This window comes from Micromonospora sp. NPDC047465, from assembly GCF_040643125.1.
Classification (GTDB): Bacteria; Actinomycetota; Actinomycetes; order Mycobacteriales; family Micromonosporaceae; genus Micromonospora.
Map to the genome: position 1 here is coordinate 1 of NZ_JBEYTP010000025.1, position 15543 is coordinate 15543.

16 protein-coding genes and 1 pseudogene are annotated in these 15543 nt (G+C 74.9%); 7 read left to right on the forward strand and 10 right to left on the reverse strand.

What is annotated here, in order from left to right:
• The 6 genes from ABZ793_RS21810 to proB form a co-directional block, all read right to left on the reverse strand.
• Positions 1-555: hypothetical protein (locus ABZ793_RS21810; protein ID WP_357460108.1), on the reverse strand; the 555-nt coding region annotated here is incomplete at its 3' end.
• Positions 548-1042 (reverse strand): hypothetical protein, encoded by a 495-nt coding sequence (locus ABZ793_RS21815; RefSeq protein ID WP_357460111.1) that lies wholly within the window; start codon positions 1040-1042, stop codon positions 548-550. The genes ABZ793_RS21815 and ABZ793_RS21810, both read right to left, overlap by 8 nt.
• A 21-nt stretch (positions 1043-1063) precedes the next feature.
• Positions 1064-1387, reverse strand: coding sequence for a hypothetical protein (locus ABZ793_RS21820; RefSeq protein ID WP_357460113.1), 324 nt, complete (start codon positions 1385-1387; stop codon positions 1064-1066).
• Between the two features lie 3 nt (positions 1388-1390).
• Positions 1391-1789: a YbaB/EbfC family nucleoid-associated protein gene (locus tag ABZ793_RS21825; RefSeq protein ID WP_357460116.1), complete on the reverse strand. Its 399-nt coding sequence runs from the start codon at positions 1787-1789 to the stop codon at positions 1391-1393.
• 74 nt (positions 1790-1863) lie between these two features.
• Positions 1864-3108, reverse strand: coding sequence for a glutamate-5-semialdehyde dehydrogenase (locus ABZ793_RS21830; protein ID WP_357460118.1), 1245 nt, complete (start codon positions 3106-3108; stop codon positions 1864-1866).
• 11 nt (positions 3109-3119) lie between these two features.
• Complete coding sequence (proB, locus tag ABZ793_RS21835) at positions 3120-4277, reverse strand: glutamate 5-kinase (RefSeq protein WP_357460121.1); 1158 nt, start codon at positions 4275-4277, stop codon at positions 3120-3122.
• A 13-nt stretch (positions 4278-4290) separates the two neighbouring features.
• Between proB and ABZ793_RS21840 the strand changes: the two genes are divergently transcribed.
• From ABZ793_RS21840 to ABZ793_RS21850, 3 genes are read left to right on the forward strand one after another with little or no spacing between them, the layout of a single operon-like run.
• Positions 4291-4605, forward strand: a complete 315-nt coding sequence (locus ABZ793_RS21840) for an MGMT family protein (RefSeq protein WP_350711609.1) — start codon at positions 4291-4293, stop codon at positions 4603-4605.
• A 32-nt stretch (positions 4606-4637) separates the two neighbouring features.
• Positions 4638-6146, forward strand: a complete 1509-nt coding sequence (locus ABZ793_RS21845; protein ID WP_357460124.1) for an MFS transporter — start codon at positions 4638-4640, stop codon at positions 6144-6146.
• The gene (locus ABZ793_RS21850) at positions 6143-7651 is read left to right on the forward strand and encodes an aminotransferase class V-fold PLP-dependent enzyme (RefSeq protein ID WP_357460127.1); all 1509 of its coding nucleotides are present in this window, start codon (positions 6143-6145) and stop codon (positions 7649-7651) included. The genes ABZ793_RS21845 and ABZ793_RS21850 overlap by 4 nt, the downstream gene beginning before the upstream one ends.
• A gap of 52 nt (positions 7652-7703) precedes the next feature.
• Here ABZ793_RS21850 and ABZ793_RS21855 read toward each other — a convergent pair whose 3' ends face one another.
• The 3 genes from ABZ793_RS21855 to ABZ793_RS21865 all read right to left on the reverse strand — a co-directional run bounded on the left by ABZ793_RS21855 (position 7704) and on the right by ABZ793_RS21865 (position 10145).
• Positions 7704-8570 (reverse strand): hypothetical protein, encoded by an 867-nt coding sequence (locus ABZ793_RS21855; RefSeq protein WP_357460130.1) that lies wholly within the window; start codon positions 8568-8570, stop codon positions 7704-7706.
• A 1-nt stretch (position 8571) separates the two neighbouring features.
• A complete protein-coding gene (locus ABZ793_RS21860) occupies positions 8572-9111 on the reverse strand; it encodes a SigE family RNA polymerase sigma factor (RefSeq protein WP_357460133.1) in 540 nt (179 codons plus the stop codon).
• A gap of 104 nt (positions 9112-9215) precedes the next feature.
• Positions 9216-10145 carry a hypothetical protein gene (locus ABZ793_RS21865; RefSeq protein WP_357460136.1) on the reverse strand — a complete coding sequence of 310 codons (930 nt, stop codon included), beginning with the start codon at positions 10143-10145 and terminating at the stop codon, positions 9216-9218.
• A gap of 231 nt (positions 10146-10376) precedes the next feature.
• Here ABZ793_RS21865 and ABZ793_RS21870 point away from each other — a divergent pair, with 231 nt between their 5' ends.
• On the forward strand, positions 10377-10967 hold the full coding sequence (locus tag ABZ793_RS21870; RefSeq protein ID WP_350711598.1) for an NADH-quinone oxidoreductase subunit B family protein: 591 nt from the start codon (positions 10377-10379) through the stop codon (positions 10965-10967).
• A gap of 98 nt (positions 10968-11065) precedes the next feature.
• Complete coding sequence (locus ABZ793_RS21875; RefSeq protein WP_357460139.1) at positions 11066-12382, forward strand: DUF2252 domain-containing protein; 1317 nt, start codon at positions 11066-11068, stop codon at positions 12380-12382.
• A gap of 6 nt (positions 12383-12388) precedes the next feature.
• Here ABZ793_RS21875 and ABZ793_RS21880 read toward each other — a convergent pair whose 3' ends face one another.
• Positions 12389-13435, reverse strand: coding sequence for a glucose 1-dehydrogenase (locus ABZ793_RS21880; RefSeq protein ID WP_357460141.1), 1047 nt, complete (start codon positions 13433-13435; stop codon positions 12389-12391).
• A 148-nt stretch (positions 13436-13583) separates the two neighbouring features.
• Between ABZ793_RS21880 and ABZ793_RS21885 the strand changes: the two are divergent.
• Together ABZ793_RS21885 and ABZ793_RS21890 are read left to right on the forward strand one after the other, a co-directional pair.
• Positions 13584-14231: pseudogene (locus tag ABZ793_RS21885) on the forward strand (NADH-quinone oxidoreductase subunit C); the annotation flags it as partial.
• A 290-nt stretch (positions 14232-14521) separates the two neighbouring features.
• On the forward strand, positions 14522-15484 hold the full coding sequence (locus ABZ793_RS21890) for a complex I subunit 1 family protein (RefSeq protein WP_350711593.1): 963 nt from the start codon (positions 14522-14524) through the stop codon (positions 15482-15484).
• The last annotated feature ends 59 nt before the right edge of the window (positions 15485-15543 follow it).

The window sequence follows — 15543 nt, forward strand, 5'->3', positions numbered from 1 at the left end:
CTCGCGGTTGGTCCAGGCGTCCATCAGCCTGAGGTTAGCGTATTCGTCCTTTCCGTCGAGTTGCAGCTCGTGGACGTGGTCCGGGTCGAGTCCCTGACCCCGGGCGCTGACCGGCCCCCGGCCGCCGTAGAGGCGGTCGACGAGGTCCTTGTTGGCGAGGTACTGGTTGGTCTCCGGGGTGCCGTGCTGCTGGGTCAGCCGCTTGTTCCTGGTCAGCCGGCGTGTCACCCGGTCCCGGAAGACGTTGGTGCGGCTCCGGTTGCCCGGCTTGGTCCCCCGGCCTCCGCGGTGGTAGACGCTGTTGGACGTCCGGTCCGACTTGGCCTTGCTCAGCCGGCCCTCCTGGCCGAGCCGGACCAGGTCCTTGGCCTTGCGGTCGAAGTCCCGCTTGTCGAAGTCCGGGCGGTTGCGCAGCACCAGCACGGCCGGGCCGCGGGGCGTGGTGCCGGCCGTCTTGGCGGTGCGGAACACGTCGGCGTTCTCCAGGTACGCCGAGACGATCTTGGCGCCCTTCGGCTGCGTCTGCCGGGTCGGCGTGGTCCGCTTCTTAGCCATTGAGGACCATGTCCACGGCCATGCCGATCAACTGGTCGATGATCAATCCGGTGATCATCTTGAAGATCGGGATCTGTAGCAGCGACGCGCCGAAGGTGACCGCCGCCGTGGCGATCGCCTGGGCGATCTGGATCGCCAGCACGATCAGCTGGATGATCACGTTGATCTTGAGGACGAGAACCACGCCCGCGGCGGCCATCAACCCGATCCCGATGACGGTGGCCGGGTTCGCGGCGTCGGCGATGTTGCGGGCCGCCGACTCCTTGTCGGTCCATTCGCTGGCGAAGGCGGTGAAGCTCTCGCCCCGGTTGGTGTCCAGCACCGTCCGCGCCGCCGACTCCAGCTGGGCGACCGAGCCGTTGACCCGGTCCGCCATGCCGGTCCACTCGCCGGCGAGCTGGAAGATGGCCGTCTCGTCGGACTCCGGCCAGTCGTATCCGAGCATCGACAGCAGGGACACCAGCTCACCCGGGAGCGTCAGACCCACGGTGACTCCTCTCTTCCGGGCTCAGCCCAGCTTGCCGAGGATCGAGCGGAACGCCTCGGAGACGCCCTCCTCCACGGCCTGGTAGCCGTCCGCCATGCCACGCAGGCTCTCGGCGTACGACTCCAGTTCGGTGATGTTGGTGCCCAGGCACTCGGCCACCGCCTCCACGCACGCCTGGTGCGCGACGCCGAGCAGCATGCCGATGTCGTCGCCGCCGAACGCCTGCTCGTACCCGGCCACCGCGGCCTGGAAGGACTCGAAGGTCTGGCGCACGCTCTCCTTGGCCGCGCCGAGCTGCTCGGCGCCCCGGCGCAGCGCGTCGATGTCGACGTCGAGGGGTTCCACGGCTCAGCTCCGCTGCTGGAGCTTGCGCATGTTCTCGCTGATCGCGAGGCTCATCTCGCGCATCTGCCGTAGGCCCTGGTCCTGGATCCGCTCCAGGGTGGCGGTCATCGCGGCCAGGTCGGGCATCGGCTCGGCGTCGACCGCCGGCTCCTGCCCGTCGAGGGCGGCGTTCACCGCCCGGCGCAGCTCCTCGGCGAGGTGTTCCGAGCCTTCGCGGAGCACCCGGGGGTCGATCTCGACCGCGCTGAGCCGCCCGTCGGTGCCGAGGGTGACCCTGATCCGCCCGTCGGCGGCCTCTCCCACCGACTCCGCCCGCTCCCGGGGGACGACGTTGCGGGAGGCGTCCCGCAACGCGGCCCGCGCCTGCGTCAGTTGCTGCTCCAGGGCACCGTCATCCAGCATGCCTCGCCTCCCCGTGGCGGCCGTGCAAACCGGGCCCAGCCTAGCGATCCGGCGCAACTCTCCACTACGGAGGCTCAGCCGCGCAGGTGGCCGTCCCCGGTAACCACGTACTTGGTGGAGGTCAGCTCGGGCAGGCCCATCGGGCCGCGGGCGTGCAGCTTCTGCGTGGAGATGCCGATCTCGGCGCCGAAGCCGAACTCCCCGCCGTCGGTGAACCGGGTCGAGGCGTTGACCATCACGGCCGCCGCGTCCACCCGGGCCACGAACTCCCGGGCGGCGGTGGCCGAGTCCGTGACGATCGCCTCGGTGTGCCCCGTGCCGTACCGCCGGATGTGCGCGACCGCCGCGTCGAGCGAGTCGACCACGGCGACCGAGATGTCCGCGGAGAGGTACTCGGTGGCGAAGTCCTCGTCGGTGGCCGGCACCACGGCCGGCGAGTGGGCCGCGACGCGGTCGTCGCCGTGCACGGTCACGCCCGCGTCGGCGAACGCGGCCAGCACCGGCGGCAGGAAGGCGTCGGCCACCGCCGCGTGCACCAGCAGCGACTCGGCCGTGTTGCAGGTGGACAGCCGCTGCGTCTTGGCGTTCAGCGTGATCGCGACCGCCTTCGCCAGGTCGGCGGCGGCGTCGACGTAGACGTGGCAGTTGCCGACGCCGGTCTCGATGACCGGCACCGTCGACTCCTCCACCACCGTGCGGATCAGGGACGCGCCGCCGCGCGGGATCAGCACGTCGACCAGGCCACGGGCGCGCATCAGCTCCTTGACCGAGTCGCGGGTGCTGGCGTCGAGCAGCTGCACCGCGTCCGCCGGCAGGCCCGCGCCGGAGACGGCGTCGCGCAGCACCGCGACCAGGGCAACGTTGGAGTGCGCCGCGGACGAGGAGCCGCGCAGCAGCGCCGCGTTGCCGGACTTCAGGCAGATGCCGGCGGCGTCGACCGTGACGTTCGGCCGGGCCTCGTAGATGATGCCCACCACACCGAACGGCACCCGGATCTGACGCAGCTCCAGCCCGTTGGGCAGGGTCGAACCGCGGACCACCTCGCCCACCGGGTCCGGCAGCGCGGCCATCTGCCGCAGCGCGTCGGCGATGCCCGCCACCCGCCCCGCGTCGAGGGCGAGCCGGTCCAGCACGGCCGCGCTCAGCCCGGCCGCGCGCCCGGCCGCCAGGTCCGCCTCGTTCGCCGCCAGGATCTCCGGCGTACGCGCCACCAGCGCGTCGGCCATCGCGACCAGCGCGGCGTCCTTGGCCGTGCGCGTGGCGACGGCCAGCGCCTCCGCCGCCGTACGCGCCCGCCGGGCCTGCTCGCTCACGCTCATCGCCGCACTCCTCACAACAGCACGAGGTCGTCGCGGTGGACGACCTCCCGTTCGTACGCCGGGCCGAGCGCCGCGGCGAGTTCCGAGGTCGACCGGCCGAGCAGCCCGGGCAGCTCGACCGCGTCGTAGTTGACCAGCCCCCGGGCGACCGGCGCGCCCTCGACGTCCACCAGGTCGACCGGGTCGCCGGCGGTGAACGCCCCGTCCACGGCCGTGATCCCGGCGGGCAGCAGCGACTTGCGCCGGCCCACCACCGCGGCGACCGCGCCCGGGTCGAGGTGCAGCCGCCCCCGGGGCGAGGTGGCGTGGGCCAGCCAGAAGAGCCGGGCCGCCGGGCGCCGGCGGCTCGGGTGGAACAGGGTGCCGACCGGCTCGCCGGCCAGCGCCGGGGCGGCCAGCGGCGCGGCGGTCAGCACCACCGGGATGCCGAAGCCGGTGGCGATCCGGGCGGCCTCCACCTTCGTCACCATGCCGCCGGTGCCCACCCCGGCCCGCCCCGCGCCGCCGATGTCGACGCCACTGAGGTCCCGCTCGTCGCGCACCTCGCTGATCCGGCTGGAGCCCGGGCGGGTGGGGTCGCCGGTCCAGAGGGCGTCCACGTCCGAGAGGAGCACCAGCAGGTCGGCGTGGACCAGGGCGGCGACGAGGGCGGCCAGCCGGTCGTTGTCGCCGAACCGGATCTCCTCGGTGGCCACCGTGTCGTTCTCGTTGACGATCGGCACCGCCCGCAGGTCGAGCAGCTTGCGCAGGGTGCGGTACGCGTTGCGGTAGTGCGCCCGCCGGGTCACGTCGTCGACGGTGAGCAGCACCTGCCCGACTGTCAGCCCGTTTCGGGCGAAGGCGGTCGCGTACCGGCCGATGAGCAGGCCCTGCCCGACGCTGGCGGCGGCCTGCTGGGTGGCCAGGTCGCGCGGGCGCCGGGCCAGCCCGAGCGGGGCGAGGCCGGCGGCGATCGCGCCGGAGCTGACCAGCACGACCTCGCGGCCGTCGGCGGCGAGTGCGCCGAGGGTGCCGACGAGCGCGTCGACCCGCCCGTCGTCCAGCCCGCCGGCGGCGGTGGTCAACGAGGAGGATCCGATCTTGACGACGACCCGTCGGGCCGCCGTGACTGCGTCGCGCACCCGCCTATTCTGCGTGGTCGGTGCGGGTGTGCCCCGTCGCGTTCTCATATCGTGGCGGGTCGTGAGACCTGACGAGTACGTCGAGGCGGTGCTGGAACTGGTCGAGCGGATCCCGCCCGGCCGGGTGATGTCGTACGGGGCGGTCGCCGACGCGCTGGCCGAGCGCTCGGGGCGGGCGTCGGCCCGGCTGGTCGGCTCGATCATGGCCCGGCACGGGGGCGGGGTGCCCTGGCACCGGGTGGTGAACGCGGCCGGCCGCCTGCCGCCCGGGCACGAGCGGGAGGCGCGGGCCCGGTTGCGTGCCGAGGGCACGCCGCTGCGCGGCGACGGGGTGGACATGCGGGCGGCGGGCTGGTCCCCGGAAGAGGGGATGTGACCAACGCCATAACGTGAGTAACATTCGGCCCCATGGACGCGCCGCCGGGTGGAGCCGGCTCCCCGGGCGTGGCCGCGCCGGCCGTCCCGGCGCCGCCGGCCGCCGGCCCGCCCGCGTCGGGTGGGGCCGGGCTGCCGCGCCGGGTGCACGCGGGGTACGCGCTCGGGTCGCTGGCCACCGGTGCGTTCGGCACCGTGCCCGGGCTGCTCCTGCTGCCCTACCTGACCGACACCCTCGGGGTCGCGGCGGGCGCGGCCGCCCTGTTGGTGCTCCTGCCGAAGGCGTGGGACGTGCTGGTCAACCCGGTCGCCGGCCGCATCTCCGACCGCACCCGGTCGCGCTGGGGCGCCCGCCGGCCGTACCTGCTGGGCGCCGGGGTGGCGCTCGGTGTGCTCTTCGCCGCCATCTTCGCCGCGCCGTTCGGGGCCGGGCCGGCCGCCGGGGCGTACGTCGCCGTCGCGTTCCTCGCCACCGCCACCGCCTTCGCCTTCTTCCAGGTGCCGTACGTGGCGATGCCGGCCGAGCTGACCGGCGACTACGCGGAACGTACCCGGCTGATGAGCTGGCGGATCGCGGTGCTGGCGCTGGCCATCCTCGTCTCCGGCGCGGTGGCCCCGCTGGTGCGCGACGCGGGCGGCGGTGGCGTCGCGGGGCACCGCTGGATGGGGCTCTTCGTCGCCGGGCTGATCGTGGCCGGCGCGCTCGGCGCGTTCCTCGGCACCCGGTCCGCCCCCGAGGGCGCGGTGGGGGCGAGCGAGCCGACGCTGCGCGCCCAACTCGCCGTCGCCGGGCGCAACCGGCCGTTCCGGGCGTTGCTGGTCTGCTTCGTGGTGCAGTCCGCCGGGGTGGCCACGATCCTCGCCGGGGTCAACTACTTCGCCGACCAGATCCTGCGCGACCCCGAGGGCGGGCCGACCGTCCTGTTCGCCTGCTTCGTCGGGCCGGCGCTGCTGGTGATGCCGGTCTGGACCCGGGTCGGCGCGCGGGTCGGCAAGTTGACCGCCCTGGTCGCCGCGTCGCTGATCTTCGCGGCGGGCGCGCTGGCCCTGGTCGCCGCGCCGGTGCTGCCGGGCGCGGCGGTCTACCTCCTGGTCGCGCTGGTCGGCGTCGGGTACGCGGGCCAGCAGGTCTTCGCCCTCGCCATGCTCCCGGACTGCATCGCGTACGACACGGCGCGCACCGGCCGGCGGCAGGCCGGCGTGTTCACCGGCCTCTGGACGGCGGGGGAGACCCTCGGGCTGGCCCTCGGTCCGGGCATCTTCGGCCTCGTGCTCCAGCTCAGCGGCTACGTCTCCTCCGACACCGGCACCGCCGCCGCCCAGTCCGACGGCGCCCGCCTCGGCATCCTGCTCGGCTTCACCGTCCTGCCCGCGCTCCTGGTGGCCCTGGCCGTCCTCCTCCTCCGCCCCTACGATCTCACCCCCGCCCGCCTCGCCGAGGCCGAGGCCCACGCCCACGCCGCCTCCCGCCCCGCCGTCGACACGGTCGCGGCGGGGACGAAAGCCGCTGAACCCCACGGAAAGGGCACCACGACTCCATGATCGACGAGAGGCCGGGCCGGAGCGCGCTGCCCGGGAGCGGGGTGCCCGTCGAGCGGGTGCTGGCCGAGCTGCGGGCGCTGCGGAGCGCCGACCGGCCCACGCACGGCGGGCGGCTCTTCGCGTACGTCTACGACCCGGCGGTGCCGGGGCTGGACGAGCTGGCCGTCGCCGCGCACGCCGGGAGCGCGCACGTCAACGGGCTCGACCCGACCGCCTTCCCGTCGCTGCTGGCGATGGAGAACGCGCTGGTCGGCGCGGCGGCCCGGCTGCTCGACGGCGGCCCGGGCGGCGCCGCGCCGGACGCCGTCGGCAGCGTCACCAGCGGCGGGACGGAGTCGCTGATCCTGGCCGTGAAGGCCGCCCGGGACGCCCACCCGGAGATCGCCGCGCCCCGGATCGTGGTGCCGGCCAGCGCGCACGCCGCGTTCGCCAAGGCCGGGCACTACCTGCGGGTCGCGGTGGACCCGGTGCCCGTCTCGGCGGCCACGCTCCGGCCCGCCGCCGCCGACGTGGCCGCCGCCATCGGCCCGGAGACCGTCCTCGTGGCCTGCTCCGCCCCCTCGTACGCGCACGGCGTCGTCGACCCGGTCACCGAGATCGCCGGGGCGGCCGCCGAGGCCGGGGTGCGCTGCCACGTCGACGCCTGCTTCGGCGGCTGGACCCTGCCGTACCTGCGCCGGCTCGGGGCGCCCGTGCCGCCGTTCGACTTCGCCGTCCCCGGGGTCACCTCGATCTCGGTCGACCTGCACAAGTACGCGTACGCCCCGAAGGGGGTGTCGGTGCTGCTGCACCGCGACCCGGCGCTGCGCGCCCCGCAGTACTTCGCGTACGCGGACTGGCCCGGCTACACGATGGTCAACCCGGTCATCGCCTCGACCCGCTCCGGCGGCCCGATCGCCGCCGCGTACGCCACCCTGCGGCACCTCGGCGACGACGGCTACCTGCGGCTCGCGGCGGCGACGCGGGACGCCGTGGCCGGGCTGGCCGACGCCGTCCGCGCGGTCGACGGGCTGCGGCTGATGGCCGAGCCGGAGTCGACCGTCGTCTGCTTCACCGCCACCGACCCGGGGCTGGACCTCTTCGTGCTGGTCGACGAGCTGACCGCCCGGGGCTGGCACACCCAGCCCCAGCTCGCGTACGCCGACCTGCCGCCGAGCGTGCACCTGACCGTGACCGCCGCGGTGGCGCCCCGGGTGCCCGAGTTCGGCCCCGCCCTGGCCGACGCGGTGGCCGCCGCCCGGGCGGCCGGGCCGGTCGCGCTCCCCGGCGAGCTGCTCGCCCTCGCCACCACGCTGACCCCCGACGCGCTCACCCCGGACCTGGTCGCCGGACTGGCCGCCGGGCTGGGCCTGGGCGACCCGGCCCCGACCGGCGTGGACGCCCCGGCGAGCCCGGTGCCGGGGCGGACGGCGGTGGTGAACACGCTGCTCAACGCCGCGCCGCCCGCGCTGCGGGAACGGCTGCTCGTGGAGTTCGTCGGCCTGCTGCAACGCCCGACCTGGTGACCGGCGGCGGCGCCCGTGCCGCCGCCGGTCACCTCCTACCGGTGCCGTCGGGTCACGCGGCGGGCAGCCTGAGCTCGGTCGGAGCGGTGTTGTCGGCGGGGGTGCGGTCGGCGGGGAAGGCGCCCCGCACGTTCGCCCGGACGGTCAGCGCGAAGCCGGTGAGAGTGCGGGCCGGCCCGCCCGGCGCGACGTCCACCCGCACCCGGAACCGGTACGACCGGGAGCCCCCCGCCGGGATCTGGCTGTCACCGGTGCAGAACATCGTCTTCGTGTCGTCGTCCCCGCCCTGGTGGAAGCAACCGCCGACGCCGGTGCCGTCGAGGTTGATCGTCGCCTCCACCGGCAGCACCACGATCAGGTCCCCGCTGTCGTACGGGCGGGTGCCGGCGTTGGCCATGGTGACGTCGAGCCAGCCGGTGTAGGCGCCGTCGGACGGTTGCAGGGTGAGGGCGCGCGGGGCGTCGATCGACAGGTCGACGTACCGGGCCGAGGTCGCCGACGGCGTGCCGCCGGGGCGGGGCCCGGACGGGGCCGGCGCGCCGGTGGGCGGTGCCGGCGTGGCCGTGCGGCTCGGCGTCGCCGAGGGGGTGCCGCCGCTCGGGGCCGCGGACGGGCTGGACGGTGACGGGTCGGGCGGGGTCGATGCGGTCGAGGGCCAGGTGGAGGGAAGGTCGGTGGGGTCGGTCGCCGTCGCCGGCGCGGGCGGCAGACGGACTGCGCTCCCGGCCAGCCCCACCGCGCCGGCCAGCAGGACGACCGCCGTCGCCACCGCCGGGACGGCGGTCCGGTTGCGCAGCCGGCGGTACGCCCGACGGCGCGGCTCGTCCGGATCAGGGTCGGTGACCTGACGCAGACCGGCGGAGCGCAGTTCGGCGAAGGCGCCCGCCAGCCGGTCAGGACCCAGGTCCCGCTGGTCCATCTCAGTCCACCGTCCTTCGGGTCGGGGTTGCCGCCGGGCGGCTGCCGTCCGGATGCTCCGGGCCGTTGTCGGAGAGGCTGGCGGCGAGTGTCGTGCGGGCGCGGTGCAGCCAGGACTTGACCGTTCCGGGGGCCACCGCGCACTCCTCGGCGATCTCGCCGACAGTCAGTTCGGCCAGGTAGTACAGCACCACCGCGCGTCGCTGCTGGGCCGGCAGCGTACGGAGCGCGGTGGCGAGCGCGACCCGGTCCGGGCCCGGTCCGTCCACCACCTCCAGCCGCTGGCGCTGGTGGAACAGCCGGGCCGTTCGCAGCCGGCGCCACCGGCTGATGCCCGCGTTCCAGGCCACCCGGCGGACCCAGGCCACCGGGTCGTCGTACCGGGCGATCCGGTGCCAGCGCGGCCACGCCCGGCTGAACGCCTCCTGCACCAGGTCCTGGGCCTCGCCCATGTCGCCGACGAACGCGTACAACTGCACCACCAGCGGCTGGAAGTGGTGGCGGTAGACGTCGTCGAAGCCGGGACCGGCATCCTCCACCACCGCGGCCCTCACCTCGATCGTCGGTCGCTCCGTCCCGGCTGGCGGAGGGGTGGTGCGCGGCCGTGGGGTCACCCACGGCCGCGCATCGGTTTGCGTCATTGTCGTCAGTCGACGGCGGTGACGGTGAACGCGGCGGTGTTGTCGGCCGGGTCGACGTCGAGCCGCTCGCCGTCCCAGCCGAAGACGGCGTACAGCCGTACCGAGCCCGAGCCCAGGTCGCCCGGGGCGACCTCCGCGGGCGCGCGGAGCAGCAGCGACACGGTGCGCTCCTCACCCGGCATGAACCGCCCGCCGGGCACGGTGCAGGCGCCGGCGCAGGTCTCCTCCGGCTCGATGCCGGCGAGGCTGACCCCGGCCGGCAGCGTCGGCTCCAGCCAGTACGCGTCGTGCGCGGCGTCGCCCGCGACCCGCACGGTCACCGGCAGCCGGCCCCGCCAGCTCCCGTCCTCCTGCCGGGTCAGGGTCGCCGCCCCCACCGCCAGCGACGCGTTCGTCAGGGTGTCCCAGACGTACGGCTGCGGGTCGCGCAGCGAGCCGGTGGTCGAGCGGAACAACGTGCTGAACTCGCTGGTGTCGTTTGTCGGGTTGGCGTCCCCGGTCTCCACCGTCACCCGACCCGCCGGGGCGGACATGGCGTGGTCGCGCAGGGTGGTCGACACCCGGAAGTCGACGGTGAACCGTCGGCGCTCACCCGGCTGGAGGGCCCCGCCGGGAACCGTGCAGTAGATCGTGCGCACCGGGTTCGGGCTGCCGGCGAAGCACGGCTCCGCCGGGGTGAGCCCGGCGAAGGCACCCGGCACCGGCTCGGTGACGGTCAGGTTGAGGGTGCCCGCCTGCACACCCCGGTAGGTGACGGTCACCGGCAGGCTGCCGGCGTACCCACGATCGGTCGGTTCGAGCACCAGCTGGCCGACCGACACCGACGTGTCGGCGGGCACGGCTGCGGCCTGCGCGGCGGGCGCCGTCGCGCCGAGCAGGGCGAGCCCCGTGCCCAGGATGCCGGCGGCGAGCCGACGGGCGATGGTACGGGCCATGTTCGTGTCCTCCAGTTCCCCGTGTTCCGCCCGCGGCCCTCGCCGTCGGGCGGTGTTACGGGCAAGACACCTGTCACCCCCGGGAACGGTTGCGACCGGACGAACACGAACTGACGTCGCCTACCCGACAGTGGTGCGGTCGGGGCGCCGGCGACCGGCGGCGCGGAGCGACCGGTCGGTGCCACCGTCGGCTGTGGTTGACTTGGGGCGGGCTCGGGGAAGGGGGCGGTCGTGCAGGTGCCGGGAGTGCTCGGCGAGCCGATCCGGTTCGTGCTGAACTGGGGCCGCCGCTACTCACTCTGGGTCTTCAACTTCGGCCTGGCCTGCTGCGCGATCGAGTTCATCGCCACCAGCATGGGCCGGCACGACTTCATGCGGCTCGGCGTGATCCCGTTCGCGCACGGCCCCCGGCAGGCCGACCTCATGGTCGTCTCCGGGACGGTCACCGACAAGATGGCCCCCGCGATCAAGCGGCTCTACGACCAGATGCCCGAGCCGAAGTACGTGATCTCGTTCGGCGCGTGCTCCAACTGCGGCGGCCCCTACTGGGACTCCTACTCGGTGACCAAGGGCGTCGACCAGCTCATCCCGGTCGACGTCTACGTGCCCGGCTGCCCGCCCCGGCCAGAGGCGCTGCTGCACGGCATCCTGCGCCTCCAGGAGAAGATCGCCGCCGAGCAGTCCGGGATCGGCGGGGTGCCCCGTCCGGACGCGCTCGCCGCGCCGGTCGACGCCCCGCCCGCCGACGCCGGCTCCACCGGCGCGGTCCCGCGCTCGGCGGAGTCGCTGACCGCCCCGCCCGTCCGCCCGCCCACCCGCTGAGGCGCGTCCCCGCCCACGCCGACCCCGGCCGTCGGGCCGGGAAGGGCCGGTCGGTCGGACGACACCCCCGGTGGTCGGCGGGGGCTAGCCTGCGCACCATGAGCCAGTCCGCGGACCAGCGTTCCGCCCACATCGTCCACGTGCTCACCGAGGAGTTCGGCGAGTCGATGGCGCTCGACCCGGCCGCCTTCCGGCGCAAGTTCCGCAAGATGGCCGCGTCGCCGTTCGCCTTCTACCGGGGCAGCGCCTCGCTGTTCTACGCCGACCAGCTCGGCGACTTCGCCGACGACCGGTTCCTCGACGAGCGGACCAGCCGGGTGTGGATCCACGGCGACCTGCACGCGGAGAACTTCGGCACGTACATGAACGCCTCCGGGCAGCTCGTCTTCAACGTCAACGACTTCGACGAGGCGTACGTCGGGCCGTTCAGCTGGGACCTGAAGCGCCTGGCGGCCAGCGTGGCCCTGCTCGGCTACGCCAAGGCGCTCTCCGACCGGGCGATCAGCGACCTGGTCGCCGGCTTCGCCGGGTCGTACCTGACGGAGCTGCGGGCCATCGCCGCCGGCGGCGACGACGCGATCGGCTCGATCACCCTGGACAACGCCGACGGGGTGCTGCGCCGGGTGCTCCAGCAGGCCCGGCTCAACACCCGGGTCGACCTGCTCGCCACGCAGACCACCATCGACAACTACGAGCGGCGGTTCTCCCTCGGCGACGGCGTCTTCGAGGTCGACGGCGAGACCCGGGCGAAGGTGTGCGCCGCGTTCGAGGCCTACCTAGGCACGCTGCCGGTCTCCTCGGCCCGGCTGCGCCCGGTGGCGGCACACATCAAGGACGTGGTGTTGCGCAAGGGGGTGGGCATCGGCTCGGCCGGGCTGCCGTCGTACAACCTGCTGCTGGAGGGGCACACCCAGGCGCTGGAGAACGACGTCGTCATCTACATGAAGCAGGCCCAGGTGCCGGCGGTCGCCCGGCACATCGCCGACGAGTCGATCGCGGGCTACTTCCAGCACCAGGGGCACCGCACCGCCGAGTCGCAGCGGGCGCTCCAGGCGCACGCCGACCCGTGGCTGGGCTTCACCGAGCTGGACGGGGTCGGCCAGCTCGTCGCCGAGGTCTCCCCGTACGCGGCCGACCTCGACTGGGCCGACGTGAACGAGCCGGAGGAGCTGGCCGGGGTGCTGGCCGACCTGGGCCGGGCGGTCGCGCGGATGCACTCGGTCGCCGACGACGAGTCGAGCCACGACCTGGTGGACTACTCCACCGAGGAGGCCATCGTGGCGGCGGTGGACGCCGACGAGGCGGGTTTCGTCGCGCACCTCGTCGACTTCGCCCACGCGTACGGGGTGCGGGCCCGGCAGGACCATCAGCTCTTCGTCGACCTGTTCCGCAACGGCCGGCTGCCCGGCCTCTGAGCGGCGTCAGGAGGCGAACTCCAGCACCACCTTGATGTCGTCCGGTTCGGAGGTGTACGCCTCGGCGTACGCCTCCACCGGCACGCGGCGGGTGATCAGCGAGCTGAGCCACGACTGGTCGGCGCGGGTCAACGCCTCGGCGGCCTGGTCCCAGTGCCGCCGGTTGGCGTTCACCGACCCGAACACCACGTTGTTCTCCAGCACCAGGGCGCGGTTGAGCGCCCCCGCGTCGAAGTCGATGGTCCGCCCGCCGCTGGACACCCCGGTCAGGCAGACGATGCCGGTCGGCCCGGCCTGGCACATCACGTCCAGCACGACGACCGGCGCCCCGGTGCACTCCAGCACCACGTCCGGCGCGAAGTCCAGCTCGCTGACCGGCACGGTGTGGTAGGTCGCCCCGAGCGCCCGGACCAGCTCCGGCTTCGGCCCGGTGGTGCTGCGGTCCAGCACGTGCACGGCGAGCCCGCGCTGCGTGGCCAGCAGCGCGGCCAGCAGGCCGATCGGCCCGGCCCCGGTGACCAGCACGGTCTGCGGCTGCCACTCGGCGCGGGCGCCGATCCGCTCGATGTGGTCCCACGCCTTCGCCACCACGCTGGTCGGCTCCAGCAGCATGCCGACCGGGGCGAGCGCCCGGTCCAGCCCGACGGCGAACCGGGGTTGCACCCGCCACCGGTCCCGGGCGAAGCCGGGCAGCGCCTTGATGCCGTGCTCGGTGAACTGCCCGTTGCGGCACATGTCCCACTCGCCGACCGCGCAGTTCGGGCAGGGCACCGGGTCGGGGTGCCGGACGATGCCGGCCACCAGGTCGCCGGGTTGCAGGGTGCCGGTCGGGTCCTCCAGCACCCGGCCCAGCGACTCGTGCCCCAGCACCAGCCGGTCCGTGCCGGGCGGCGCCTCGCCGTACTCGCCGGCGATGATCTCGTGGTCGGTGCCGCAGATCCCGACCGACAGCGCCTCGACCAGGATCGAGCCCTCCTCGGGCGACGGCTCGGGATGGTCCTCCACCAGCCGCAGGGAGTCGGCGACACCAGGGGCGACAGTCACAGCACGCACGGCCTCATCTTTCCCCGCCGGCCGGCCCGCCGCCGGGCAAAGCGGCCAGATCGCCCGCGAAGCGGCGGGACCGCCGGGGCCCGTCCGCCGCCCGGGGGCCTCGGCTCGCTCCGGCGGCCCCCGCGGGAGAGGCCCTAGGATCAGCGGCATGACTCCGGAAGAGGTCGGCCAGCGGATGGTCGCGCTGCTCGCGTCCGCCGAGGCCACCCCGTCGGTCTCCGGCGGTCAGGCGCACGCCCGCGCCACCGTCGACGTACCCCCGGCGGCCTGGCCGGACGCGCTCCGCGCGGCCCGCGACGACGCGGAGCTGGCCTGCGACTTCTTCGACTGGCTCTCCGCCGTCGACGAGCTGGCCGGCGGCTTCGACGTGGTGGCGCACCTCTGGTCCACCACCCACCGGCACGGCCTCCTGCTGCGCACCCGCGTCCCCCGCGAGGCGCCGGCCGTCGCCTCGGTGGTCGACGTCTACCCGGGCGCCGCCTGGCACGAGCGGGAGACGCACGAGATGTTCGGCATCGACTTCCCCGGCCACGCCGGGCTGGCGCCGCTGCTGCTGCCGCCCGAGTTCGAGGGGCACCCGCTGCGCAAGGAGTTCGTGCTCGCCTCGCGGGTGGCCAAGCCGTGGCCGGGCGCCAAGGAACCGGGCGAGTCCGAGGCCGGGGGCGGGCGCCGACCGGTCCGCCCGCCGGGCGTGCCCGCGCCGGGGGAGTGGGGGACGACGCCGACGCCGGCCGGCGCGGGCGGTGCCGGCGAGGGCCCGCGCGGCGGCGTCCCGGCCCGCCCGGCCCGGGAACGGCCCGCCCGGCCGGCCCCGGGGGCCCGTCCGGCCCGTACCGCCCGGCCCGCCGGCGCCGCCGACGGTCCCGCGCCGGCCGAGCCGACCGCGACCGACGCTCCGGGGCCGGCCGCCCGGACCGCTGCCGACGGTCCGGGGGCAGCCGGCCCGACCGCCGCCGACGCCGGTCCCCTGCCGGGTGCGCCCGGCGGGCGTGGCGAGGGGGCCGCCCGCTCGGGACCGCCGGCCGACCGGCCGTCCCGGCAGGGGCCGGCCGCGACCGAGCGGGCCGACGACGGAGGTACGCCCTGATGCCGCTGTGGTTGGAGCTGGTGATCCGGGTCGGCGGCGTGCTCGTCGCCTTCCTGACCCTGCCGCTGCTGGTCGGCCAGGCCGAGCACAAGGTGATGGCGCACATGCAGGGCCGGCTCGGCCCGATGTACGCGGGCGGCTTCCACGGCTGGGCCCAACTGGTCGCCGACGGCGTGAAGTTCGTGCAGAAGGAGGACGTCACGCCCCGGGAGGCGGACCGGGCGGTCTTCCGGCTCGCCCCGGCGGTCGCGCTCGTGCCCTACCTGCTGGTCCTGCTGGTGATCCCGCTCGGCCCGGACGACCTGGTCGGGCAGCCGCTCGACATCGGCCTGTTCTTCGTGCTGGCCGTCGTCGGGGTCGGCGTGCTGGCGGTGCTGATGTCGGCGTGGGCGTCGGCCAACAAGTACAGCCTGCTCGGCGGCCTGCGCGGGGCGGCCCAGCTGCTCGGCTACGAACTGCCGCTGGTGCTGGCCGCCGCGTCGGTGGCGATGGCGGCCGGCACGCTCAGCCTCTCCGGGATCGTGGCGGCGTGGCAGCCGTGGTGGCTGCTCTGGCAGGCCCCCGCCATGGTCGTCTTCTTCCTCGCCGGGCTCGCCGAGATTCGCCGCCCGCCGTTCGACATGCCGGTCGCCGACTCGGAGCTGGTCTTCGGCTACATGACCGAGTACACGGGCCTGCGGTTCGCCTTCTTCCTGCTCGCCGAGTACGTCGGGATCGTGGTGATCGCGGCGCTCACCACCGTGCTCTTCCTCGGCGGCTGGCAGGGGCCGTTCGCCGACGCGCAGCTCGGCTGGCTGTGGACCCTGCTGAAGGTCTTCGCCGTCTCCTTCGTGATCATCTGGCTCCGGGTGTCCTACCCCCGCCTGCGCGAGGACCAGCTCCAGCGCCTCTGCTGGCTCGTCCTGGTCCCCGTCTCCCTGGGCCAACTCGTCCTGACGGCCGCCGTCCGCATAGCCCTCTGACCCTCCCGCCCGCGCTCGTCCGCCTCTCTCGTCGATCTTGCACCTTGGCCCGGTCGTCT